The 21,214-nt window shown below is 72.4% G+C and carries 21 protein-coding genes; 15 read left to right on the top strand and 6 right to left on the bottom strand.

What is annotated here, in order from left to right:
• From AB0B41_RS00105 to AB0B41_RS00065, 9 genes are all read left to right on the top strand, one after another.
• Positions 1-729 (top strand): SDR family oxidoreductase, encoded by a 729-nt coding sequence (locus AB0B41_RS00105; RefSeq protein ID WP_358197236.1) that lies wholly within the window; start codon positions 1-3, stop codon positions 727-729.
• Positions 730-742: 13 nt separating this feature from the next.
• The gene (locus tag AB0B41_RS00100; RefSeq protein WP_358197235.1) at positions 743-1,540 is read left to right on the top strand and encodes a glucose 1-dehydrogenase; all 798 of its coding nucleotides are present in this window, start codon (positions 743-745) and stop codon (positions 1,538-1,540) included.
• Between the two features lie 142 nt (positions 1,541-1,682).
• The gene (locus tag AB0B41_RS00095) at positions 1,683-2,480 is read left to right on the top strand and encodes an alpha/beta hydrolase (protein WP_358197234.1); all 798 of its coding nucleotides are present in this window, start codon (positions 1,683-1,685) and stop codon (positions 2,478-2,480) included.
• A 29-nt stretch (positions 2,481-2,509) separates the two neighbouring features.
• Entirely contained in the window at positions 2,510-3,700 is a 1,191-nt protein-coding gene (locus AB0B41_RS00090) for an LLM class flavin-dependent oxidoreductase (protein ID WP_358197233.1), read from the top strand.
• A gap of 28 nt (positions 3,701-3,728) precedes the next feature.
• Positions 3,729-5,045, top strand: a complete 1,317-nt coding sequence (locus AB0B41_RS00085; RefSeq protein ID WP_358197232.1) for an MFS transporter — start codon at positions 3,729-3,731, stop codon at positions 5,043-5,045.
• Positions 5,042-5,851 (top strand): SDR family NAD(P)-dependent oxidoreductase, encoded by an 810-nt coding sequence (locus AB0B41_RS00080; protein ID WP_358197231.1) that lies wholly within the window; start codon positions 5,042-5,044, stop codon positions 5,849-5,851. The genes AB0B41_RS00085 and AB0B41_RS00080 overlap by 4 nt, the downstream gene beginning before the upstream one ends.
• 4 nt (positions 5,852-5,855) lie before the next feature.
• Entirely contained in the window at positions 5,856-6,827 is a 972-nt protein-coding gene (locus tag AB0B41_RS00075; protein WP_358197229.1) for an NAD(P)-dependent oxidoreductase, read from the top strand.
• Positions 6,827-7,804, top strand: coding sequence for an NADPH:quinone reductase (locus tag AB0B41_RS00070; protein WP_358197228.1), 978 nt, complete (start codon positions 6,827-6,829; stop codon positions 7,802-7,804). Before AB0B41_RS00075 ends, AB0B41_RS00070 begins: the two co-directional genes overlap by 1 nt.
• Complete coding sequence (locus AB0B41_RS00065; protein WP_358197227.1) at positions 7,801-8,595, top strand: MBL fold metallo-hydrolase; 795 nt, start codon at positions 7,801-7,803, stop codon at positions 8,593-8,595. Before AB0B41_RS00070 ends, AB0B41_RS00065 begins: the two co-directional genes overlap by 4 nt.
• 143 nt (positions 8,596-8,738) lie before the next feature.
• Here AB0B41_RS00065 and AB0B41_RS00060 read toward each other — a convergent pair whose 3' ends face one another.
• From AB0B41_RS00060 to AB0B41_RS00050, 3 genes are all read right to left on the bottom strand, one after another.
• Positions 8,739-9,218, bottom strand: a complete 480-nt coding sequence (locus AB0B41_RS00060; RefSeq protein WP_358197226.1) for a DinB family protein — start codon at positions 9,216-9,218, stop codon at positions 8,739-8,741.
• 125 nt (positions 9,219-9,343) lie between these two features.
• The gene (locus AB0B41_RS00055; RefSeq protein WP_358197225.1) at positions 9,344-9,730 is read right to left on the bottom strand and encodes a VOC family protein; all 387 of its coding nucleotides are present in this window, start codon (positions 9,728-9,730) and stop codon (positions 9,344-9,346) included.
• 183 nt (positions 9,731-9,913) lie between these two features.
• On the bottom strand, positions 9,914-10,672 hold the full coding sequence (locus AB0B41_RS00050) for an IclR family transcriptional regulator C-terminal domain-containing protein (protein WP_358197223.1): 759 nt from the start codon (positions 10,670-10,672) through the stop codon (positions 9,914-9,916).
• 78 nt (positions 10,673-10,750) lie between these two features.
• Here AB0B41_RS00050 and AB0B41_RS00045 point away from each other — a divergent pair, with 78 nt between their 5' ends.
• Both AB0B41_RS00045 and AB0B41_RS00040 read left to right on the top strand, forming a co-directional pair.
• Complete coding sequence (locus AB0B41_RS00045; protein ID WP_358197222.1) at positions 10,751-12,697, top strand: FAD-dependent monooxygenase; 1,947 nt, start codon at positions 10,751-10,753, stop codon at positions 12,695-12,697.
• A 25-nt stretch (positions 12,698-12,722) separates the two neighbouring features.
• Positions 12,723-14,153 carry an FAD-dependent oxidoreductase gene (locus AB0B41_RS00040; protein ID WP_358197767.1) on the top strand — a complete coding sequence of 477 codons (1,431 nt, stop codon included), beginning with the start codon at positions 12,723-12,725 and terminating at the stop codon, positions 14,151-14,153.
• A gap of 117 nt (positions 14,154-14,270) precedes the next feature.
• On the opposite strand, the gene AB0B41_RS00035 is transcribed toward AB0B41_RS00040, so the two are convergent.
• Positions 14,271-15,575, bottom strand: a complete 1,305-nt coding sequence (locus tag AB0B41_RS00035; RefSeq protein WP_358197221.1) for an MFS transporter — start codon at positions 15,573-15,575, stop codon at positions 14,271-14,273.
• Between the two features lie 259 nt (positions 15,576-15,834).
• Here AB0B41_RS00035 and AB0B41_RS00030 point away from each other — a divergent pair, with 259 nt between their 5' ends.
• Positions 15,835-16,467 (top strand): dihydrofolate reductase family protein, encoded by a 633-nt coding sequence (locus AB0B41_RS00030; RefSeq protein WP_358197220.1) that lies wholly within the window; start codon positions 15,835-15,837, stop codon positions 16,465-16,467.
• 302 nt (positions 16,468-16,769) lie between these two features.
• Positions 16,770-18,185 (top strand): type I glutamate--ammonia ligase, encoded by a 1,416-nt coding sequence (gene glnA, locus AB0B41_RS00025; RefSeq protein ID WP_358197219.1) that lies wholly within the window; start codon positions 16,770-16,772, stop codon positions 18,183-18,185.
• Here the strand turns inward: glnA and AB0B41_RS00020 are convergent.
• On the bottom strand, positions 18,163-18,675 hold the full coding sequence (locus AB0B41_RS00020; RefSeq protein ID WP_358197218.1) for a GNAT family N-acetyltransferase: 513 nt from the start codon (positions 18,673-18,675) through the stop codon (positions 18,163-18,165). The two genes, glnA and AB0B41_RS00020, sit on opposite strands and share 23 nt — an antisense overlap.
• Before the next feature lie 285 nt (positions 18,676-18,960).
• On the opposite strand from AB0B41_RS00020, the gene AB0B41_RS00015 reads away from it, so the two are divergent.
• Together AB0B41_RS00015 and AB0B41_RS00010 are read left to right on the top strand one after the other, a co-directional pair.
• On the top strand, positions 18,961-19,314 hold the full coding sequence (locus tag AB0B41_RS00015) for a cupin domain-containing protein (RefSeq protein ID WP_358197217.1): 354 nt from the start codon (positions 18,961-18,963) through the stop codon (positions 19,312-19,314).
• A gap of 184 nt (positions 19,315-19,498) precedes the next feature.
• Positions 19,499-20,446: a DUF5996 family protein gene (locus tag AB0B41_RS00010; RefSeq protein WP_358197216.1), complete on the top strand. Its 948-nt coding sequence runs from the start codon at positions 19,499-19,501 to the stop codon at positions 20,444-20,446.
• A 102-nt stretch (positions 20,447-20,548) separates the two neighbouring features.
• Here AB0B41_RS00010 and AB0B41_RS00005 read toward each other — a convergent pair whose 3' ends face one another.
• Positions 20,549-20,965, bottom strand: a complete 417-nt coding sequence (locus AB0B41_RS00005; RefSeq protein ID WP_358197215.1) for a DsrE family protein — start codon at positions 20,963-20,965, stop codon at positions 20,549-20,551.
• Between the last annotated feature and the right edge of the window lie 249 nt (positions 20,966-21,214).

The following is a 21,214-nucleotide window of genomic DNA, read 5'->3' as shown; positions in this document are numbered from 1 at the left end:
GTGGACCTGCAGTTGGGAGGCGCGCGAGCGATCGTGACGGGCGGATCGCGCGGCATCGGACTCGCCGTCGCCCGCGGGCTCGTCGCCGAAGGGGCCCGGGTCGCGCTCGTCGCCCGGGACGGGCAACGCCTCCGGGATGCCGCGCGCGGGCTCGCGACACCGGACGTCCTCGCGATCTCCACCGACACCACGGACGACATTTCGGTCCGCGCCATGGTGGACCGGGTCGCGGCCGAGTGGGGTGGCGTGGACGTGCTGGTCAACGCCGCGGCCGAGCCCTCCGCCGGGGCACCGCCGCCCCTCGCCGACCTCACCGACGGCGAGGTGGCGGCGGACTTCGACACCAAGGTCCTCGGCTACCTGAGGTGCGCCCGCGCGGTCGCCCCACACATGATCCGGCAGGGCTCGGGGCGGATCGTGAACGTCTCCGGGCTCAACGCCCGTCGCACCGGCTCGGTCTCCGGGACGATCCGCAACGTCGCCGTCGCGGCCCTCACCGCCAACCTCGCCGACGAGCTCGGCCCGCACGGCGTGAGTGCGACGGTGGTGCACCCCGGCCCGGTCGCGCCGAAACCGCCGCACCTGGCGGAGGCCACCAGCCTGCGCCGGCTCGTCACGACGGAGGAGGTCGCGACGGTCGTCGTGTTCCTCTGCTCGCCCCGGGCGGCCGCCGTGACCGGCGACGCCGTCGGCGTCGCGGGAGGGAACCGGGGCGCCGTCCACTACTGAGAAGGAGCCAACGATGGACTTCACCGGCAAGGTCGCGCTGGTCACCGGCGGCGGCAGCGGGATCGGGCGTGCCGCGTGCCTCGCGTTCGCCCGGCACGGCGCCGCCGTGGTCGCGGTCGACCGGGATGCCGCCGCGGCGGAGCGGACGGTCGGGAGCATCCGGGAGGAGGGCGGCAAGGCGGTCGCGGTGGTCGCGGACGTGACCCGCTCCGCCGACGTGCAGGCCTACGTCCGGACGACGCTCGAGGAGTTCGGCCGGATCGACTGCTTCGTCAACAACGCCGGCATCGGCGGCACGGTCGCCCCCACCGCCGCGTACGACGAGGCGGACTTCGACGCCGTGATCGCCGTCAACGTGAAGGGCGCGTTCCTGGGCCTGCGCCACGTCCTGCCGCACATGATCGAGCAGGGGAGCGGCGCGGTGGTCAACACGGCCTCGGTGGCGGGGCTGATCGCCACGCCCGGGGCGCCCGCCTACGTCGCCTCGAAGCACGCCGTCATCGGGCTGACGAAGGCGGCGGCAGGCGAGGTCGCCCGGCAGGGCGTCCGGGTCAACGCGGTGTGCCCTGGCCCGGTCGACACGGTCGCGATGCGCAGGCTCGAGGAGCAGATCGCACCCGACGACCCGGACGGGCTCACCGCCCGGAACCGGGCGGCGCAGCCCACCGGCCGGTACTCCACGCCGGAGGAGGTCGCGAACGTCGTGCTGTTCCTCTGCTCCGACCTGGCCTCCAACACCACGGGTGCCCAGTACGTGGTGGACGGCGGGCGCAGCGCGACGGGCACCGCGGCCCCGACCGGCGCGCGCTGAGAGGTCGCAGGATCCAGGTCACAGTCACCGCCGCCGCGGCCGACCAGACTTCCCGACACCGGACGCGACGGCGCCTCCCGAGGAGGCCCCGACCCGGACCGCAGCAAACCGTGGGGGCCGTCGGAGCCCCGTTGGAGGCATCGTGCAGACGCTGGATCTCGTGGACGCCCGCAGCGGCGTCGAGTTCGGAAACGGTGTGCACCTCGACACCCGCGTCGACGGCGACGGGGAGCGGATCGCCCTGGTGCTCCCCGGCGCCGAGCGCGCCGAGGAGGACGCGGCCTTCCTGGCCGCCCTGGCAGAGGAGTTCTCCGTCGTCGCGCCCAGCCACCCGGGCTTCGGCCGGTCGCCGCGCCCGGACTGGTGCCGCTCCGTCGACGACCTCGCCTACCTCTACCTCGAGTGGCTCGACCGGTCCGGGCTGACGGACGTGACGCTCGTCGGCCTGCAGTTCGGCGGGTGGGTCGCGATGGAGATGGCGGTGCGCAGCTGCGCGCGGATCTCGCACCTCGTGCTCGTCGACTCGCTCGGGGTCAAGCTCGGCGGGCCCCTCGAGCGGGAGGTGGTCGACCTCTTCGCGACGCCGCACGCGGAGCTGGACCGGCACCTCTACGCGGACGAGAGCCGGGGGCTGGGCGACCTCGGCCGGGCGGATCCAACGGCGGTCCTCGAGATGGCCCGCAACGAGGAGGCGCTCGTGACCTACGGGTGGGAGCCCTACATGCACAACCCGCGGCTGCTGGACTGGACCTGGCGGATCACCGTGCCGACCACGGTCGTCTGGGGCGACCGGGACGGCATCGTGCGGCCGGGCTACGGCCGGGGCCTCGCCGGCCGGATCCCCGGCGCACGGTTCGAGCTGGTCGAGCGGGCCGGGCACCGCCCGCAGGTCGAGTGCCCGGAGGACGTGGCCCGGCTGATCGCCAAGTCCGCCGTCTGAACCGCACACCACAGGAGAGGAGCACCCCCGTGCAGCACTGGCACTTCAGCGAGACGGCCTACCCGTACCTGCCGGACCCCGACAGCTACGGGTCGATCCGGGTGACGTTGCCGAACGGCGTGATCGACCCCGAGCGGGCGGCCGGTCTGTGGGACCGCTACATCCGCGAGTGGCAGGTCGCGGACGAGTGCGGCCTGAACGTGATGGTGAACGAGCACCACTCCACGGCGACCTGCATGAACTCCGTCGCGCCGGTGGTCGCGGGGGTGCTCGCGCGGGTCACGAGCAGGGCGCGGATCCTGCTGCTGGGCAACCCGGTCGCGAACCGCAAGGACCCGGTCCGCATCGCCGAGGAGATGGCGCTGGTCGACCTGCTGAGCCACGGCCGTCTCGATGTCGGGTTCGTCCGCGGGGTGCCCTACGAGGTCTCGGCGACCAACACCAAGCCGATCCGGATGACCGAGCGCATGTGGGAGGCCATCGAGCTCGTCACCCGCGCCTGGTCGACCCACGACGGGCCGTTCAACTGGGAGGGCGAGTTCTTCCACCACCGGCAGGTCAACATCTGGCCCCGCCCCTACCAGGAGCCCACGCCGCCGGTGTGGGTCACCGCCGTCAGCCCCACCAGCGCCGCCCGGATCGCCGACCACGGCTACCGGCTCGGGACGTTCCTCACCGGGTACGAGGGCACGCGGGCCGTCTACCAGGTCTACCGTGACCGCTGCGCCGAGCAGGGCCTGCCGACGCCCGGCGACGACCGGTTCGGCTACGCGGCGCTCGTCTACACCGGGCGGACCGACGAGGAGGGCCTCGACGGCGCCCGCAAGCTGCTCTGGTACCTGCACTCCAACAAGGTCGCCACGGAGTTCCTCTACCCGCCGGGCTACATCCCGTACCAGCTGCGGGCCGCCGGCCTCCGCGCGCACAGCGCGGTGCACGACCCGGCGCTGCTCCGCGACCAGGGCGGGCCGGCGAAGAAGGACCTGGCCTCGATGTCCCTGGACGAGCTGATCGAGCAGGGGATCGTCTTCGCGGGCAGCGCGAGCACGGTCGCCGGCCAGATCGAGCGCTTCTACGACCACGTCGGCGGATTCGGCCACCTGCTGCTCATGGGGCAGGCCGGGCACATGGAGCACGACGAGACGGTCCGCGGCCTGCGGCGCTTCGCCGAGGACGTCGTCCCCCGGCTCGACCGCGTGACCGCTCCCGTCACGGTCTGACCCACCCCCCGATGATCGGAGGACAACGTTGTCTCAGTCATCCCCGCCGGACGCCGCGAGCGACGCGCTCGCCCCGCCCGGCGTCACCACCCTCTCGCGGCGTTCGGTCGTCGCCGCGGGCACCGGCAATGCGCTGGAGTTCTACGACTTCGCGATCTTCGCGTCGCTGACCCCGGTCATCTCGCAGCTGTTCTTCCCGTCCGGCGACGCGCTGGCCGCCATCCTGTCCACCCTGGCCCTCTACGCCGTCGGCTTCGTGATGCGGCCGGTGGGCGCCATCCTGTTCGGCCGGCTCGCGGACCGGCGCGGACGCAGGCTGCCGCTCGCCGTCGCCGTCCTGATCATGGGCGTGACCACGGTGCTCATCGGCGTGATGCCGACCTACGCCCAGGCCGGCATCGTCGCGCCGCTGCTCCTCTGTGTCGCCCGTCTGCTCCAGGGGCTCTCCGTGGGAGGCGAGTTCGGGACGTCAGCGAGCTTCCTGGTCGAGCACGCCCCGCGGCACCGCCGCGGCCTCTACGGCTCCTACGCGTTCTTCTCCTCCACCGCGGGCAGCGTGCTCGGCGCGTTCGTGGTCCTGGTCCTCACCATCTCGATGAGCGCGGACACGCTGAACAGCTGGGGCTGGCGGGTGCCGTTCCTGCTCGGCTTCCCGCTGCTGGCCATCGGGCTCTACCTGCGGTACCGCATCGCGGAGTCGCCGGAGTTCGAGGAGGTCAAGGCGGAGAACGCGCGGGTGAAGAGCCCGCTGCGCAGCCTCTTCCGGGAGCACTGGCGCGCGTTCCTGACCGTGCTCGGGATCTGCATCGGCTTCAACATCGCGTCCGCCACGCTGCAGGCGTTCGTGTTGACCTACATCCGGTCGGTGATCGGCATGCCCGCCGTGCCGGCCCTGACGACCGTGGTCCTCTCGACGACCGTCGGGGTCGCCATGGTCCTGCTGTTCGGACACCTCTCGGACCGGTACGGCCGCAGGCCGGTCCTCGTCCTCGCGTGCGTCCTCACCGTGGTCCTGCCCTACCCCTGCCTGCTGATCATCGGGCTCGGCGGCTTCGGGCCGGCCCTGCTGGGCCAGCTGATCCTCTGGGTACCGGTGGCCGCGTTCGGTGGCGCCATCCCGGCACTGTTCGCCGCGCTCTTCCCGACGCAGGTCCGGGTCTCCGGGTTCGGTATCGCGTACGGCTTCGGCTCGGCGCTGTTCGCCGGCACCGCCCCGTTCGTCGCGACGCTGCTGATCGAGCTGTCGGGGGACAAGCTGGCCCCCGCCTGGTACATGACCGCGGCCGGACTCGTGACCCTGGTCGTCGTGCTCACGGCGGCCTCCGTGCGGCGGGCCTCCACATGAGGCCCGGGCGGCTGACCGGGAAGTCCGCGCTGGTCACCGGGGCGGGCTCCGGCATCGGCGCGGCGACGGCGGAGCTGTTCGCCCGCGAGGGCGCCCGGGTCGTGGTCGCGGACGTCGACAAGGCGACCGCGGTGGCCACGGCGGACCGCATCCGGGACGACGGCGGGGTGGCCGAGCCGTTCGCCGCGGACGTCTCGGCGGAGCCCGAGGTCGAGGAGCTGGTCGGGTTCACCGTCCGGACCTTCGGCAGCGTCGACGTGCTGCAGAACTACGCGTCCAACCGAGGGGTGGTCCCCGAGGACGTCCCGGTGGCCGACAGCGACCCGTCGGTGTGGGCGCGGCAGCTGGGCGTGGACCTGATGGGCTGCGTCCTCACCGCGAAGCACGCGGTGCCGCACATGCTGCGGGCCGGCGGCGGGAGCATCGTCAACGCCTCCTCGCTGGTCGCGTGGCTCTCGCTCGAGTCCCGGCCGGCCTACGCCACGGCGAAGGCCGGCGTGATCGGGCTGTCGCGGTCGATCGCCGTGGAGTACGGCAGGCAGGGCGTGCGCTGCAACGTCGTGGCGCCCGGCCCGATCATCTCGCCCGGCACCGAGGCGATGTACTCCGCGGCGCAGACGGAGGTGCTCGTGGAGCACGTCGCCGCCCCGCGGCTGGGGCGCCCCGACGACGTCGCGCTGGCCGCGCTGTTCCTCGCCTCCCCGGAGGCGGCGTTCATCAACGGCCAGGTGCTCGTGGTGGATGGTGGGATGTCCGCGTACGCACCCATGGTCCCGTCGTTCCGACGGCTCGCCGAGGAGGGATGACCCGATGCGTGTGCTGGTGACGGGAGGGCTCGGGGTGAACGGCGCCTGGGTCGTCCGGGAGCTCCTCGGCCGGGGGCACGAGGTCGTGGTGTTCGAGAACCGCGAGGACCTCTCCCTGGTCGGCGACGTGGCGGAGCGGATCGAGCTGGTCGTCGGGGACATCCGGGACGGGGCGGCGCTGACCGCCGCGATGAGCGGGGCGGCGTGCGTCGTCCACCTCGCGGCGTTCGTGGACTGCGACCGGGACCCGCACACGGCGATCGCGGTGAACATCGGGGGCACTGCGCAGGTCGCCGCGGCGGCGGCCGCGGCGCGCGTCCGGCGGGTGGTCTCCACCAGCTCGAAGGCGGTCTACGGGCCGACGACGGGCAAGCGCGGCTTCCCGACCTACGAGGCGATCGGCGAGGACGACGCCCGGCTGCCCCGCGGGATGTACGACATCACCAAGACGGCGGCCGAGGACGTGCTGGACTGGTACGGCCGCACCACGGACGTCGAGTGCGTCAGCCTGCGGTTCTCCACGATCTACGGGCCCGGCAAGCTGCAGCGGCACGGCGCGGCCACGGGTATCGGCCTGGTGTCGGTGTACAGCTCGATGGTCGAGCTGCCCGCCGCGGGCCGCCCGTTCGCGCTGGAGCACGGCGGCGAGGAGCGGGACGACCTGCTCTACGTCCTCGACGCCGCGGACGCGATCGCGACCGTCGCCGAGGCCCCCGCGCCGCTGCGGCACCGGGCCTACAACGTGTCGAGCGGTCGCGCGTTCTCCGTGGCCGAGTTCGCCGAGGTGATCCGGCGGGTCGTCCCGGAGGCGGAGCTGCAGGTGGGGGCGGGGCTGAACCCGATGGGCGCCGCGGAGCCCGCCTACATGGTGCTGGACCCCGCCCGCATCGCCGACGAGCTGGGCTGGCGCGCCCGCTTCGACCCGGAGCGGGCGGTCCGGCACTACCACGGGCTCGTGCAGGAGCGGCGGTCGTGATGCGGGCAGCGGTGTACCGGCGGCCCGGGCCGGCCGCCGAGGTGCTCGAGATCGTCGAGCTCGAGGTGCCGGAGCCGGGACCGGGCGAGGTGCGGGTCCGGATGCTCACCTCGGGGATCAACCCGACCGACTGGAAGACCCGCGCCGGGCTCACCCGCCGCCGGCCGGACGGGTTCCAGGTCCCGCACCACGACGGCGCGGGCGTGGTCGACGCCGTGGGCGGCGGGGTCGTCGGGCTCGCGGTGGGGCAGCGGGTCTGGACCTACCTGGCGGCCTACCGCAACCGTTGGGGCACCGCCGCCGAGTACGCGGTGCTGCCCGCCGTGCAGGCTGTCCCGTTGCCCGACGGCGCGTCCGCGGACCTCGGGGCGTGCCTCGGTGTGCCCGCCCTGACGGCGGCGCACTGCCTGGGCGGGAGCCCGGAGGCGGTGAAGGGACGGACCGTCCTCGTCGCGGGCGGGGCGGGGGCGGTGGGCCACTACGCGATCGAGCTGGCCAAGCACGCCGGCGCCGAGGTCGTGGCCACGGTGAGCTCGGACGAGAAGCGGGTGCTCGCGCTGGAGGCGGGCGCCGATCACGTCGTCCGCTACACCGAGCCGGAGGCGGCGCGGCGCATCGGCGACCTCGTGGGCGGCGTCGACCGCGTCGTCGAGGTCGCCCCGGCCGCCAACATGGAGCTGGACCTGGCGGTCCTCGCCCCGGGCGGCACCATCTCGACCTACGCCGCGGAGCCGGAGCTGCGCCTGGCGGGCGGGCCGCTGATGAGCGGGAACGTCACGCTGCAGTTCGCGCTGCTCTACGGGCTGGCGGCCGAGCAGCTGGCGGCGGCGGTCCGCTGGACCTCCGACGCCCTCGCCGTCGGCGCCCTCACCGCGCTGCCGGTGGTGGGATACCCGTTGGAGCAGGTCGCCGCGGCCCAGGACCGCGTCGAGCACGGAGTGGTGGGGAAGGTCGTGCTGAGGATGGGGGAGCAGTGAAGGTCGGAGCGCTCGAGATCGTCCCCGTGCTCGACGGCACCGCACGGCTGCCGCTCGACATGGCCGTGCGGCACGTGCGGGGGTCGGCCTGGGACTGCCCGCACCAGCCGCTCGACGAGCAGGGCCGGATCCACATGGACATCGGCTCGTTCCTGCTCCGTACCGGGGGCCGCACGATCCTCGTCGACCTCGGAGCCGGCAACGGGTTCATCCACGAGGCGTTCGAGACGGGCGGGCTTGTGGCGAACCTCGCGCGGCTGGGCGTCGAGCCGGAGGACGTCACCGACGTGGTGTTCACGCACCTGCACGTGGACCACGTCGGCTGGTCGACCACGCGCGGCGAGACCACCTTCCCGCGGGCGACGTACCGGGTGCACGCGGCGGACTGGGCCTACTTCATGACCGGCCCCGCGGCCGAGGACGCGATGCTGGAGGCGCTGTCCCCCGTCGAGGCCCAGCTCGAGACGTTCGACGAGGAGACCGACCTCGCGCCCGGCCTGCGGGCGCGTCCGGCGCCGGGGCACACCCCGGGCTCCGCCGTCTTCGTGGTGAGCGACGGCGGCGAACGCGCGCTGCTGCTCGGGGACGTCGTGCACACGGTGAACGAGCTCACCGACCCCGAGTGGGAGGGGATGTTCGACGTCGACCGGGTCGCCGCCAACGCCGTGCGCGCGCGCCTCGCGGACGAGCTCGCCGAGACGGGCGACCTGTTCGCCCCCGCACACCTCCCGGCGCTGTCCTTCGGCCGGCTGGTGACCGCCGACGGGCTCCGCGAGTTCCGCTGGGCGTAGTGCCCACGGGAGGACACGCCGTACGGCATCGCCGGCGGCCCCGCGGGCAGCGGCGGGCGGGCGGAACCCGTCGATCATCCCCGCGTCGCCGCACTTCCGCAGGTGCCGACGTGGCCTCGACCAGCGACTGCCTGGGACGTGACTCAGCCGGCACGCACCTGTTCGCGCAGGATGTCGGCGTGCCCGCAGTGGTGGGCCAGCTCGCGCAGGACCTGCAGGTACACCCAGCGCAGCGTCCGCGGCCCGGCCCGGTGGCCGGTCACGACGGTGTCCAGCGGCAGGTCGGCGACCGCCGCCCGGGCCGTCGCGCAGGCCTCCCGGTGGGCCGCCGTGACGGAGGCGACGGTGTCGTCGTCGGCGAGCCGGAAGGACCCCTCCGGGCTCTGCACCAGGCCGAGCTCCCGACGGGACGTGCCGCCGACGCACTCCTCGAACCACACCCGCTGCATCCACGTGACGTGCTTGAGCAGCCCGAGCAACGTCGTCGCCGACGGGACGAGCCGGCGGCGGGCCTGCTCCTCGGTGAGACCGTCGAGGGTCGCCCCGAGGGCGCTCCGGTACTCCTCGACGAACGCATCGAGCTGGGTGCGTTCGTCGTCCAGCGGCACGTCGAACGAGCCCATCGGAGTCTTCCCTCCCGCCGCAGGCCGTGGGCCGCCGCAGCTCGTGCGAGCGGCGGCCCACGGCGTCGGCGACGATCCTAGGACCTCCGTGGTACCAGTCGATCAGCTCAGCGGTCGATCCCTGCTCAGCCGCCGCTGCCGTAGGGGCGTGTCAGGATCTCCAGGTAGTGGCCGTCCGGGCTGGCGAAGTACAGACCGCGACCGCCGTCCCTGGTGTTGATCTCGCCTTCACCGTGCGGCGGGTGCGGCTCGGCCCAGAAGCGGATGCCCCGGTCGGTGATCCGGGCGAAGATCTGGTCGAACTCGGGTTCGGTGACGAGGAAGGCGTAGTGCTGGGGGTGGATGTCCTCGTCCGTGCTGGCGAAGTCCAGGCTCAGCCCGTGGGCCAACTCCACCACCTGGAACGGCCCGAACTCCCGTGGCTCGGGCAGGGCCAGCAGCTCCGCCAGGAACGTCGCCCCGGCCACCTTGTCCTTGCTCGCGACGATCGTGTGGTTCAGCTCGACGGCCATGATCGTTGCCCCCTGTCGGTTCGCGCCGGTCGAACAAGCCGGCACCGGCTCGACGGCACCGGCCGCCCGGCGATCTCGCGTCAACGGTAGAAGCTCGACCGGGGTTGAGCTCAAGTCCTTCGCGGCAGAACGGGCCGGCCGATGAGTCGGGGTCCCGTGGCGTCCTCGTGGCGCCCCGGCTCGTCACGCCCCGTCGTCGACCAGCTCGCGCGCGATGCGCTCGGCGGCGGCGGTCAGTCGTCCGACCCACTCGGGGAGCCGGTCGCGGTGGTAACGCGCCGTGGGCAGCGCGATCGACAGGGCGGCCCGGGCCGCGACTCCGGTCACGGTCGCTGCGGGGATCGCGGCGCCGATCGCGGTCACCCCGGTCTCGGTCTTCTGGTCGTTGACCGCGAAGCCCCGGCGGCGGACCCGGCGCAGGTCGCGCAGGAGGGCGTCGACGTCGGCGACGGGTGAGCCCGCGCGCTCGTAGAGCGCGCGCACCCGGTCCTCCTCCAGGGTCGCGAGCACGGTCCGGCCGCCCGACGCCAGGTGCGCGGGCAGCACCCGTCCCGCCCGGTCACCGACCCGCAGGGCCTGGGTGCACTCGGCCGAGGCCACGAACCGTGCCTGGTCGCCCACCACGACGATCAGGTTCGTGGTCTCGTCGATCGCGTCGGTGAGGGCGTGCAGGTGCGGCAGCGCGATCCGGCGCAGCTCGGTGACCGGCTCGGGGGCCTCGGGCCGCCGCAGCACCGGGCCGGCGCCGTAGCGGCGGTCCTCGCGCTGCTCGGCGAAGTCGCGGTAGACCAGCATCGCGAGCAGGCGGTGCGCGGTCGACCGGGCCACGCCCAGCCGCTCCGCGGCCTCGCTGAGCCGCAGTGGCCCCTCCTGTGCCAGCAGCGCCGCGAGGTGCAGGGCGTGGTCCACGGACTGGATGCCGTAGACCGGCTTGTTCTTCACAGCAGAAGAGTAGCGATGCTCTGTGCAGAACGGCGGTAGCGTCCGCGACGAGTGGGACACGCCGACCGAGGAGTCCGAATGGCTCAGTTCTACGTCGACGGCTACGCGCCGGGGGACCCGTTCGTCTCCGCGCCGCACCCCGCGGCCGCCGAGCGCCCGCCGTCGGTGCCGGAGACCGCCGACGTCCTCGTCGTCGGGTGCGGTCCTGCCGGGCTGGTGCTGGCGGCGCAGCTGGCGAACTTCCCGGATATCGACACGGTCGTCGTCGACCGCCGGGACGGGCCGCTCGAGGTGGGGCAGGCGGACGGCGTCGCCTGCCGGACCGTGGAGATGTTCGAGGCGTTCGGCCTGGCGGACCGGCTGATCGGCGAGGGCTACCAGGTCAACGAGGTCAGCTTCTGGCGCCCCGAGGCGGAGGACCCCGGGCGGATCACGCGGACGGGCCGCATCCCGGACGTCGAGGACGGCCTGTCCGAGATGCCGCACATGATCGTGAACCAGGCGCGGATGCTCGCCTACCTCCGCGACCACATGGCCCGCTCGCCCCGACGCCTCGAGCCCTACTACGGCCTGCACCTCAGCGGGATCGAGATCGACACGAGCGGCACGGCGGAGTACCCGGTGACGGTCACCCTCGCGCACGTCGCCGGCGGCGAGGAGACCGGCGCCTCCTCCACGGTCCGCGCCCGCTACGTCGTGGGGTGCGACGGCGCGCGCAGCAACACCCGCGCCGCCCTCGGGCGCGAGCTCGTCGGCGACCCGACCGACTCGTCGTGGGGCGTCATGGACGTCCTGGCGGTCACCGACTTCCCCGACATCCGGCGCAAGTGCGCCATCCGGTCCGCGGGCGAGGGCAGCATCCTGATCATCCCCCGCGAGGGCGGCTACCTCGTGCGGCTCTACATCGAGCTCGACAACGTGCGCGACCAGGAGATGCTGCGCAGACGCAGCGTGACCCCGGAGAAGCTCACCGAGGTCGCCAACCGCATCCTGCACCCCTACACGCTGGACGTCCGCGACGTCGGGTGGTGGTCGGTCTACACGATCGGCCAGCGTCTGTGCACCCGTTTCGACGACGTGCCCGACGGACCGGACGGCGAGCCGGGCCGGCTGCCGCGGGTGTTCATCGCGGGCGACGCCTGCCACACCCACAGCGCGAAGGCAGGGCAGGGGATGAACGTCTCGATGGCCGACACCTGGAACCTCGGGTGGAAGCTCGGCGCCGTGCTGCGGGGCACCGCCCGCCCCGAGCTCCTGCACACCTACACCGCGGAGCGGCAGGAGGTCGCGCAGCAGCTGATCGACTTCGACCGCGAGTTCGCGGCCCTGTTCAGTGCCGCCCCCGGCTCGACCGGCGGCGACCCCGACCCCGAGGAGTTCCAGCGCTACTTCCGCGAGCAGGGCCGGTTCACCGCGGGCGTCGCGGTCCGCTACGCGCCGTCGATGATCACCGCGGCGGAGCCGGCCCGGCACCTCGCGCGGGGCTTCGAGGTGGGGACGCGGTTCCACTCGGCGCCGGTCGTCCGCCTGGCCGACGCCAAGCCGATCCACCTCGGGCACGTGGCGCGCGCCGACGGCGCGTGGCGCCTCTACGTCTTCGCCGACCGGCGGGCCCCCGGCGAGCGGGACACCCCGCTGCGGCGCCTCTGCGACCACCTGGCCTCGCCCGCGTCGCCCCTGCAGAAGTACACCCCGAAGGGCGCCGAGCGGGACTCCGTGATCGACGTCCGTGCGGTGTTCCAGCAGCACCACCGCGACCTGGAGGTCACCGACCTGCCGGCGGTCCTGCTGCCCCGCAAGGGCCGGTTCGGGCTCGTCGACCACGAGAAGGCGTTCTGCCCCGACCCGGACGCCGAGGACGTCTTCGACCTGCGCGGCATCGACCGGGACGCGGGCTGCGTCGTCGTGGTGCGCCCGGACCAGTACGTGGCCCACGTGCTCGGGCTCGACGACCACGCCGGACTCGACGCCTTCTTCGCCGGAGTGCTCACGGAGGCGGGCCCACGGGCGAGAACCCGGCTGTGATCGTGACGCAACGGGGTTCTTTCCCATCCCGGGTCCGAATCACCGGGGCGTGACGACCCCTCCTTCCTGGCAGGACACTTCCGATGGTGCCGAGTCGTGGGAGACCGTCATGCGTGTGGCTGTCGTGGGAGCCGGGCCGACGGGCCTGTTCACCGCCATGGCGCTGGCCAGGCGCGGTCACCGGGTCACCGTGGTCGATCGCGACACCGGCCCTCGAACGGACGGGTCGTGGCCCCGGCGCGGGGTGATGCAGTTCCACCACCCGCACGCCCTGCGGGCCCAGGTGGCCGAGGCGCTGCAGGCGGAGCTGCCCGAGGTGTGGGAGGAACTCCTCGCCGCGGGCGCCGAGCCGGTGACCGTCGCTCCCGTGGACGGCGCGGCCGGGTCCGAGACGCTGATGGCGGTGCGGTGTCGCCGGTCCACCTTCGAGCGGGTCCTGCGGACGGCCGCCGAGCGCCGGCCGGGACTGAACCTGCACACCGGCCACGTCGACGAGGTGTGCACCCTCCGCGGCCGGGCCACCGGTGTCCGCGTCGACGGCACGACCCTGGATGCCGATCTGGTCATAGCGGCCACCGGTCGCGCCGGCCGGCTCGGCGAGGACCGGCGCGCCCCGGCGCGGGGCGGGGACTGTGGCATCGCCTACGTCTCCCGCCAGTACCGCCTGCACCCGGGCGCGCAGCCGGGGCCGATGAACTTCCCGCTCGGCCAGGTCGACGTCTACCCGGGCTATCAGTCCATCGTGTTCCTGCACGACAACGGGATCTTCTCCACCGTCATCGCCCGCTCCAGCGACGATCGGGCACTGGCCGCCCTGCGCCTGTCCGAGGTGTTCGAGGCCGCCGCCAGGGCCATCCCGGCGCTGGCCGCGTGGACCGACCCCGACCGGGCGCTCCCGTTCACGCCGGTCCTGCCGGGCGGGCGCCTGCGCAACACCTATCAGGGCCAGGTCGACGACACCGGCGCGGTGGCCCTGCCCGGGCTGGTGTTCGTGGGCGACGCCGTGTGCACCACGAACCCCGCGGTCGGACGGGGCATCGCCACCTCCCTGCTCCAGGCCCGGCAGCTCCTCCACCTGCTCGACGACGACGCGCGCGACCTCGCCGGTCTCACCCTCGCCTTCGACGCCTGGTGCTCCGACATCATCGCGCCGTGGTTCGAGGACCACCTCTACTGGGACGCCGAGCTGATCCGCCGATGGGCCGGCGCCGACGTCGACCTCACCCGGCCGCTGCCCTCCGACCTGGTCGTCGCGGCCGCCCAGGCCGACCCCGCGCTGTTCCCGCTCATCGGGCCCTATCTCGGGATGCGGGCCCTTCCGGCGAGCCTGGATGCCGCGCGACCACGAGCCACGGAGATCTATGCGAGCGGCTGGCGCCCACCGGTACCGCAGGGCCCCAGCCGCGACGAACTCGCAGACCTCGCCGCCGCGCACGGCGCTCGCAGTAGCTCGTGATCGCCGGAAGGACCCCGCGACATGCTGGCGTGATCTGTCGGGTTTCCCGGTCCAGTGGCGCGGTGTTGGAGACCAGTGACGAGATCAGCCGCATCCAGGCGCTCCTCGACTCCTCCCTCAAGGACGGGTCTCGACGGCCCCGCCGGTGGTCAGCGACGGCCCCGTGGGCGCCGCGTCGGCGGCCACGGCCTGGTGTACCCGCACCTCGCGGGAGAGCAGGACCGGGATGATCGCGAGCGCGAACACGATCGCGCCCACGATCCACACGGTGTCGAGCTGGGCCCGACCCTCCGCCGCCGAGTTGATCCACTTGCCGCTCTGGTCGGTGAGGATCCAGCCCACCGCGACTTGCATCGCCGCCGAGGCGCCGTTGAGCGTGCCGGTGACCTCCGGACGGGCGATGCCGGACCAGTAGCTGTTCACCGTGCCCCAGAACATCGGGTCGCAGAGGAAGGCGAAGGCGCCGATGAAGAAGCCCCACAGGACCCAGCTGGAGTCGTGCAGCACCACGCCGAGCGCGAAGCCGATCGCGCCGCAGGCCGGGCCGAGGACCAGCCACGGCCGCGTCCGGCCGCCGAAGAACCGGGCCACCAGCGTGCCGTTGACCAGCCCGAACAGCACGGGGACGGCGGCGATCAGCGGGCTCACCCAGGCGACGGTGTCGGGGTTGACCTTCTCGAGGGTGATCAGGCCGTAGGGCAGCCACGGCCCGGAGAGCCAGGTGGGGGTGGTCGCGAACGCCGTGGCGATGATCATGGTGAGCACGCTGCGGTTCTTCAGCGCGGCCAGGAGCTCGCGGAAGGTCAGCTTCTCCCGCACGGTCGCGCCGCGGTGCTCCTGCTGGATCAGGGCGATCTCCTCGGCGGTGATGCCGCGCAGCTTCTCCGGCTTGTTGGAGGTGAACAGCACGAGCATGACCAGCGCCGGGATGCCGAGCGCGGCGACGATCAGGAACGCGTCACGCCAGGACAGGTGGTTGGCGAGCGGGAGCGCGATCGCCGGTGCGATCACGCCGGCCACCAGGCAGGAGCTCATCCAGACCGAGGTGGCCCGGGCGTTGAGCACTCCCGGGAACCAGACCGAGAGCAGTCGTTGCGACGGTGCCCAGAGGAACCCGAAGAAGATGCCGAAGAAGAAGTTGCGCCACCACATCTCCTCGTAGGTGTGGACGAACGCCATCGTCGCAGACAGCACCGTCACCCCCACGATGCAGATGACCAGCATCAGCTTCGCGCCGATGCGGTCGGCCATGATCCCGGCGAGCAGCAGCAGCGGGAAGTACCCGAGCAGGTAGCTCGCCGTGGCCCCGGAGATCTGCGCGGGCGTCAGGTGGAGGTCGGCGGACCAGAACGGGTTGAGCAGGCTGAACTTCGCGCTGTCGAGCCAGACGACGAAGTTGAGGAGCAGGATGCTGACGAGCATCAGCCCCCTGCGGCCTGCGAACAGGCGCCTCGGAGGCGTGGCTGCGGTGAGCGACATGGGCGTCCTCGGGTCGTGCGGCGTCATTGCCGTCCGTACTGATCGTTTCACTGTGAACCGGTCCACGGTCCGCGACAACGGAAGGCCGACCACTCGGGCGGGCCCACTGATGGGCGGACGCACATTGCGTGCGATGAGTCCTCTGCCGCCGGACGGTCATCCGGGAGACGTCACGGTCACCGATCACAGGGGAGCAAGAACCATGGCACTCGTCCGGGTCCACAACTTCTCCGTCTCACTCGACGGCTTCGGCACCGGCGAGGGGCAGAGCCGGGACGCACATTTCGGCCATGCCGGGGACAGGCTGCACGAATGGATGTTCACCACCCGGTGGTGGCAGCCCGGTGGCAGCGGCGGTGTCGACGACGCCTTCGTCCAGCGGCACGATCCAGGGATCGGCGTCGAGATCATGGGCGCCGGGAAGTTCGGCCACCCCGGGTGGCACGAGGACCCCGGGTGGAAGGGCGCGTGGGGTCCCAACCCGCCGTTCCACACGCCGGTCTTCGTCCTCACCCGTCACACGCGTCCGTCCCTCGAGATGGAGGGCGGCACGACGTTCCACTTCATCGACGCATCGCCTGCCGAGGCGCTCGAGACGGCCCGTGAGGCCGCCGACGGCAAGGACATCCGCATCGGCGGAGGTCCCACGGTCGTCCGCGACTTCCTTGCTGCCGGGCTCGTCGACCACATGCACGCCGTGGTGGTCCCGATCCTGCTCGGCCGGGGCGTCCGGCTCTGGGACGGGCTGGAGGGCATCGAGAAGGACTACGCCATCGAGGCCACCTCCTCGCCCAGCGGCGTCACGCACGTGACGCTCACCCGTGCGGCCGGCTGACCGGCCCGCGCCGTCACCCGACCTCTGCGATCAGCGAGAGAGCCCCGCTCGAGGAGGGTGGAGTCCTCGTCCTGGCGCTCGGCGACGCCCCGCCGGTACCTTGGGCGTCCGCCACGGCGTCGGACCGTCGTCGAGCCGCGACCAGCAGCGTGCGGGAGACGTGCGCGCCTCGGCAGCCGTGGTCGCAGGCCGCGTTCTGCACGCGTCGACGTCGGTCCGGGCCGCGCCCGCTCACCCGCGAAGCGGGCCACCGACCTCGGACCGGTTCTCACGGCACGGCGAGATTCAACGAGGAGTCGGAAATGCCTGACACCCCTGACGATGTCCTTGCTCTCGCACAGGACAGTGGCGCCCGGATGGTGGATCTCCGCTTCTGCGACCTCCCCGGGCTGATGCAGCACTTCTCCGTCCCCGTGGACGAGCTGACCGAGGAAGGCATGGAGACGGGCTACGGCTTCGACGGCTCCTCGATCCGCGGCTTCCAGGAGATCCACGAATCCGACATGCTGCTGATGCCGGATCCGACGACGGCGGTGATGGACCCGTTCCGCGACGTGCCGACGCTCCAGATCCACTGTTTCGTCGCCGACCCGATCACGCGGATGAGCTATTCGCGGGATCCGCGTCATATCGCCCAGAAGGCGGAGGCGCACCTGCAGGCGACCGACTTCGCCGACGTCTCCTACTGGGGCCCCGAACTGGAGTTCTACATCTTCGACGGGGCGCGTTTCGATCAGAACCAGCACGAGGGCTACTACCACGTGGAGTCCGTGGAGGGCGTCTGGGCGTCCGGGCAGCCGGGGAGCCGCGGCTACCGTCCCCGATACAAGGAGGGCTACTTCCCGGTGCCTCCGATGGACCAGCACCAGGACCTGCGCAGCGAGATGGCCCTGACCCTCATCGACCTGGGCATTCCCGTCGAGGTCCAGCACCACGAGGTCGGCACGGCCGGCCAGGCCGAGATGGACATGCGCTTCTCGTCCCTGCTGCACATGGCGGACAACGTCATGAACTACAAGTACGTCGTCAAGAACGTCGCCTGGCGGGCGGGCAAGACCGCCACCTTCATGCCCAAGCCGGTGTTCGCGGACAACGGCTCGGGCATGCACGTCCACCAGTCGCTGTGGAAGAACGGGCAGAACGTCTTCTACAGCGAGTCCGGGTATGCCGGGCTCAGCGACCTGGGCCGGTACTACATCGGCGGGCTGCTCCAGCATTCTCCCGCGTTGCTGGCGTTCTGCGCGCCGACGACCAACAGCTACCGCCGCCTGGTCCCGGGCTTCGAGGCCCCGATCAACCTCGTGTACTCGCAGCGCAACCGCTCGGCGTGCGTCCGCATCCCGATGTACGTGCAGAGCGCCAAGGCGAAGCGGCTGGAGTATCGCTCTCCGGATCCCACCGCGAATCCCTACCTCGCCTTCTCCGCCATGCTGCAGGCGGGCCTCGACGGGATCCGGAACAAGATCGAGCCGCCGGAGCCGATCGACAAGGACCTCTACGAGCTCGCGCCGGAGGAGATGACGGCGATCCGCCAGGTGCCGACGTCGCTCGAGGCCGTCCTGGAGGCCCTGGAGGAGGACCACGACTTCCTGCTCGACGGCGGCGTCTTCACCGAGGACCTGATCGAGACCTGGCTCGACTACAAGCGGACCAAGGAGCTCGACCAGATCCGCCAGCGGCCGCATCCCTGGGAGTTCATGCTCTACTACGACCTCTGACCTGCGGGTTCGCACCTCCCTGAGGGCGCAGGCGGAGTCGCAGGACGATCTCGCCGTCGGAGTCGATCTCACCGGTCGGCTCGAAGCCGAACCGCCGGTAGAACGGCCCCGGGTCGCCCGGGCCCGGCTCGTAGCTGGTCAGCAGCACGTCGCCGCCCTCCGCCCGCACCAGGTCCGCGATCGTGGTGAGCACCTCCCTGCCGATGCCGCGCCCCTGGTGGCGCCGGTCGACGAGCAGCCGCCACAGGAAGTAGCGCTCGTCCGGCTGACGGTCCGGCGCGTTCCACGACAGCATCACGAAGCCGACCGGTTCGTCGTCGAGATACACGGCCCGGGCCCAGGGACGGGCCTCCGGCTCCGCGGCCGCGTCCTCGAGCGACTCGGCCACGGAGGCGACGAACCGCTTCTGGTCGCGCCGGACGCGGAGTGCGCGCACGGCCTTCCGGTTGTCGTCGGTGATCTCCCGCAGCTCCACCCCCACGGCGATCACCCAAGACCCGTCGTCGGCCGGACACCGATCCGTGCCGACGTCCGCTCGGCCCCGTCGCCGACGTCGTGGCTCACCGGTACCTCCGTGCAGACGAACCCATGACGGCGACCTTCGCAGCTTCCGGGCCGGGCGGACTTCGGTCGATGGTCCCTGCTCCGGGGACCATCGCCTCTGCTCGCGACGGAGGGCGCACGCGCACGCTCGCCGGCGGAACGTCAGGCGTCCTGCTGGCCGTCGCCACCGTCGGCTTCGCCGTGAGCGCCGTGGGCTGACAGGGGAGACGCGATGACGAACAAGATCAGCCTCGATGCGGTGGCGCGGGAACAGCTGAAGAGCGCGGCCACCGGTTCGGCCGGTCGTAGTGCGCAGACGGTGTACGGCGGGCACGAGCACGTGCTGCGGCAGACCGTCGTGGCGCTCACGGCGGGATCCGCCCTCGCGGAGCACGAAAGTCCCGGCGAGGCGACGGTGCACGTCCTGCACGGTCGGGTGCGGCTCTGCGCCGGTAGCACGTCGTGGGAGGGGCGGCGTGGTGACCTGATCGCGGTGCCGGCGGTCCGGCACACCCTGGAGGCCCTCGAGGACTCCTCCGTCCTCCTCACCGTGGCCAAGCAACGGACCACGCCGCCGACTCCGTAGCCGGTCGCGGACGACCCGCAGAGCGTGCCCCGGAGTCAGCGGGTGGTCGTGGCGACGGGCTCCAGGTACTTGTCCGGCCGGGAACGCGGGGCGCCTCGGGGGTGGCCGGCCCCGTGGCCGCCCTCCATGCTGGGGACGCGAGTCCACCCGGCGGGACCCGACGCCGACGGAAGGAGCGCACACTGTGGGTGCGGAGCAGAGGAGCGCGGGGCCTGCCTGGCCCGTCCTGCGGGTCGCGGACTGGACGGACACGCGGGACACCCTCCACATGTGGACCCAGATCGTCGGCAAGATCCGGATGGCGCACGCGCCGCTGGTCAACCACTGGTGGCAGGTGACGCTGTACGTCAGCCCGCGCGGGCTGACCACGTCGACGGTCCCCTACGGCGCGGGTGCGTTCGAGATCGAGTTCGACTTCGTGGCTCATCGGCTCGAGGTCCGCAGCAGCGACGGCGGGACGGGTGGGCTCGCGCTGCGTCCGATGTCCGTCGCCGACTTCTACGCCGAGACGATGGCCGTGCTGCGCCGGCTGGGTGTCGAGGCGCCGATCCGCCCCGTGCCGAACGAGGTGGACCCGGCCGTCCCGTTCCCCGACGACCACGTCCACGCGTCCTACGACGGCGAGGCTGCGGGCCTGTTCTGGCGACAGTTGCTGCAGGCGAACCGCCTGATCGGCGAGTTCCGGTCACGGTTCGTGGGCAAGGTCAGCCCCGTCCACTTCTTCTGGGGCGCGATGGACCTGGCCTGCACCCGGTTCTCCGGGCGCCCGGCCCCGCCGCATCCGGGTGGGGCGCCGAACTGCGGGGACTGGGTGATGGTCGAGGGCTACTCCCACGAGCTGTCCAGCTGCGGGTTCTGGCCCGGCGGTGGCGAGGAGGGCGCCTTCTACGCCTACGCCTACCCCGAGCCCGACGGGTTCTCCGGCTACCCCGTCAAGGCGGAGGGCGCGGTCTTCAGCCCCGAGTTCCAGCAGTTCGTGCTGCCCTACGAGGCCGTGCGCGCCGCCGACGACCCGGACCGGGTGGTGCGGGAGTTCCTGCAGAGCACCTACGAGGCGGCGGCCGAGCTCGGGAAGTGGGACCGTGCCGCGTTGGAGGTCGATCCCGGCCGCTGGCTGGGCCGCATGCGGTGAGGACGTGACGATCACGACCCACGCCACCCGTCGTGAGCCCTGCCGACGGTCCGGACCGGCTCGGCGAGATCCGGCGGTTCGTGGCGGGCGTGGCTCCGCCTCTCAGAAGTACTGGCAGTGGTCCGCGGCGAGCGCCTTCTCCTCCAGGAACCACGTGGCGTCGACGATCCCGGTGGCCTCGGGGATGAGGTCGGCGGCGTCGACGCCGAAGGTCGCGGCGGCGAGGCGGCAGCCGTACAGGTTCACCTTCCCCGTGCTGACCAGGAAGGTGAGCCAGTCGAGGATGTCGGTCGGTTCGCCGGCCTCGCTCAGCGTGCGTCTGAGCACGTCCTCGTCGGCGGCGTGCCGGCCGTCGACCCGCAGTGCGGCGGCGCCGTCCTTGGTGAGGGCACGCACCGCCCAGAGGACGAAGAGCATGTCGACCTGCGCACCCTTCTTCGCGTACAGGTACGCGAAGGTCAGGGGCGTGAGCATCCTGTCGTATCCGTCGTCCCGGACGACGATCGCCAGCTTCTCCACGGGGCCTCCGATCCTGGTGGTCCGACCGTGTTCCGGGGCCGGAACCGGGGCCTAGGGCCGAAGGTCCGTCGGTACCTCCGAACGGCGCCGGACCGGGCGAAACGCTTCCGATCACGAGAAGAGGCCGAATCGCGCCCGGCTGTCACATCCGGCGAGATCGAAGCGTCACGAGGGGGAGCCCACTCCACCCGCACGTGGGGGGAGAGGTGGGGTGGGCGGCCCGGCCCGCCACCGAGCGCGCTCGGTGGC

The sequence above is a fragment of the Pseudonocardia sp. NPDC049154 genome, assembly GCF_040648315.1.
Classification (GTDB): domain Bacteria; phylum Actinomycetota; class Actinomycetes; order Mycobacteriales; family Pseudonocardiaceae; genus Pseudonocardia.
Note: the sequence above shows the minus strand (reverse complement) of the source record. Positions and strands in the feature narration are given on the sequence as shown.

Excerpts from the sequence above, each read along its gene's own strand:
- AB0B41_RS00100 (WP_358197235.1), top strand. The coding sequence starts at position 743 with ATGGACTTCACCGGCAAGGTCGCGCTGGTCACCGGCGGCGGCAGCGGG.
- AB0B41_RS00080 (WP_358197231.1), top strand. The coding sequence starts at position 5,042 with ATGAGGCCCGGGCGGCTGACCGGGAAGTCCGCGCTGGTCACCGGGGCG.
- AB0B41_RS00075 (WP_358197229.1), top strand. The coding sequence starts at position 5,856 with ATGCGTGTGCTGGTGACGGGAGGGCTCGGGGTGAACGGCGCCTGGGTC.
- AB0B41_RS00070 (WP_358197228.1), top strand. The coding sequence starts at position 6,827 with ATGCGGGCAGCGGTGTACCGGCGGCCCGGGCCGGCCGCCGAGGTGCTC.
- AB0B41_RS00060 (WP_358197226.1), bottom strand. The coding sequence starts at position 9,218 with ATGGGCTCGTTCGACGTGCCGCTGGACGACGAACGCACCCAGCTCGAT.
- AB0B41_RS00055 (WP_358197225.1), bottom strand. The coding sequence starts at position 9,730 with ATGGCCGTCGAGCTGAACCACACGATCGTCGCGAGCAAGGACAAGGTG.
- AB0B41_RS00045 (WP_358197222.1), top strand. The coding sequence starts at position 10,751 with ATGGCTCAGTTCTACGTCGACGGCTACGCGCCGGGGGACCCGTTCGTC.
- AB0B41_RS00035 (WP_358197221.1), bottom strand. The coding sequence starts at position 15,575 with ATGCTCGTCAGCATCCTGCTCCTCAACTTCGTCGTCTGGCTCGACAGC.
- AB0B41_RS00030 (WP_358197220.1), top strand. The coding sequence starts at position 15,835 with ATGGCACTCGTCCGGGTCCACAACTTCTCCGTCTCACTCGACGGCTTC.
- glnA (WP_358197219.1), top strand. The coding sequence starts at position 16,770 with ATGCCTGACACCCCTGACGATGTCCTTGCTCTCGCACAGGACAGTGGC.
- AB0B41_RS00015 (WP_358197217.1), top strand. The coding sequence starts at position 18,961 with ATGACGAACAAGATCAGCCTCGATGCGGTGGCGCGGGAACAGCTGAAG.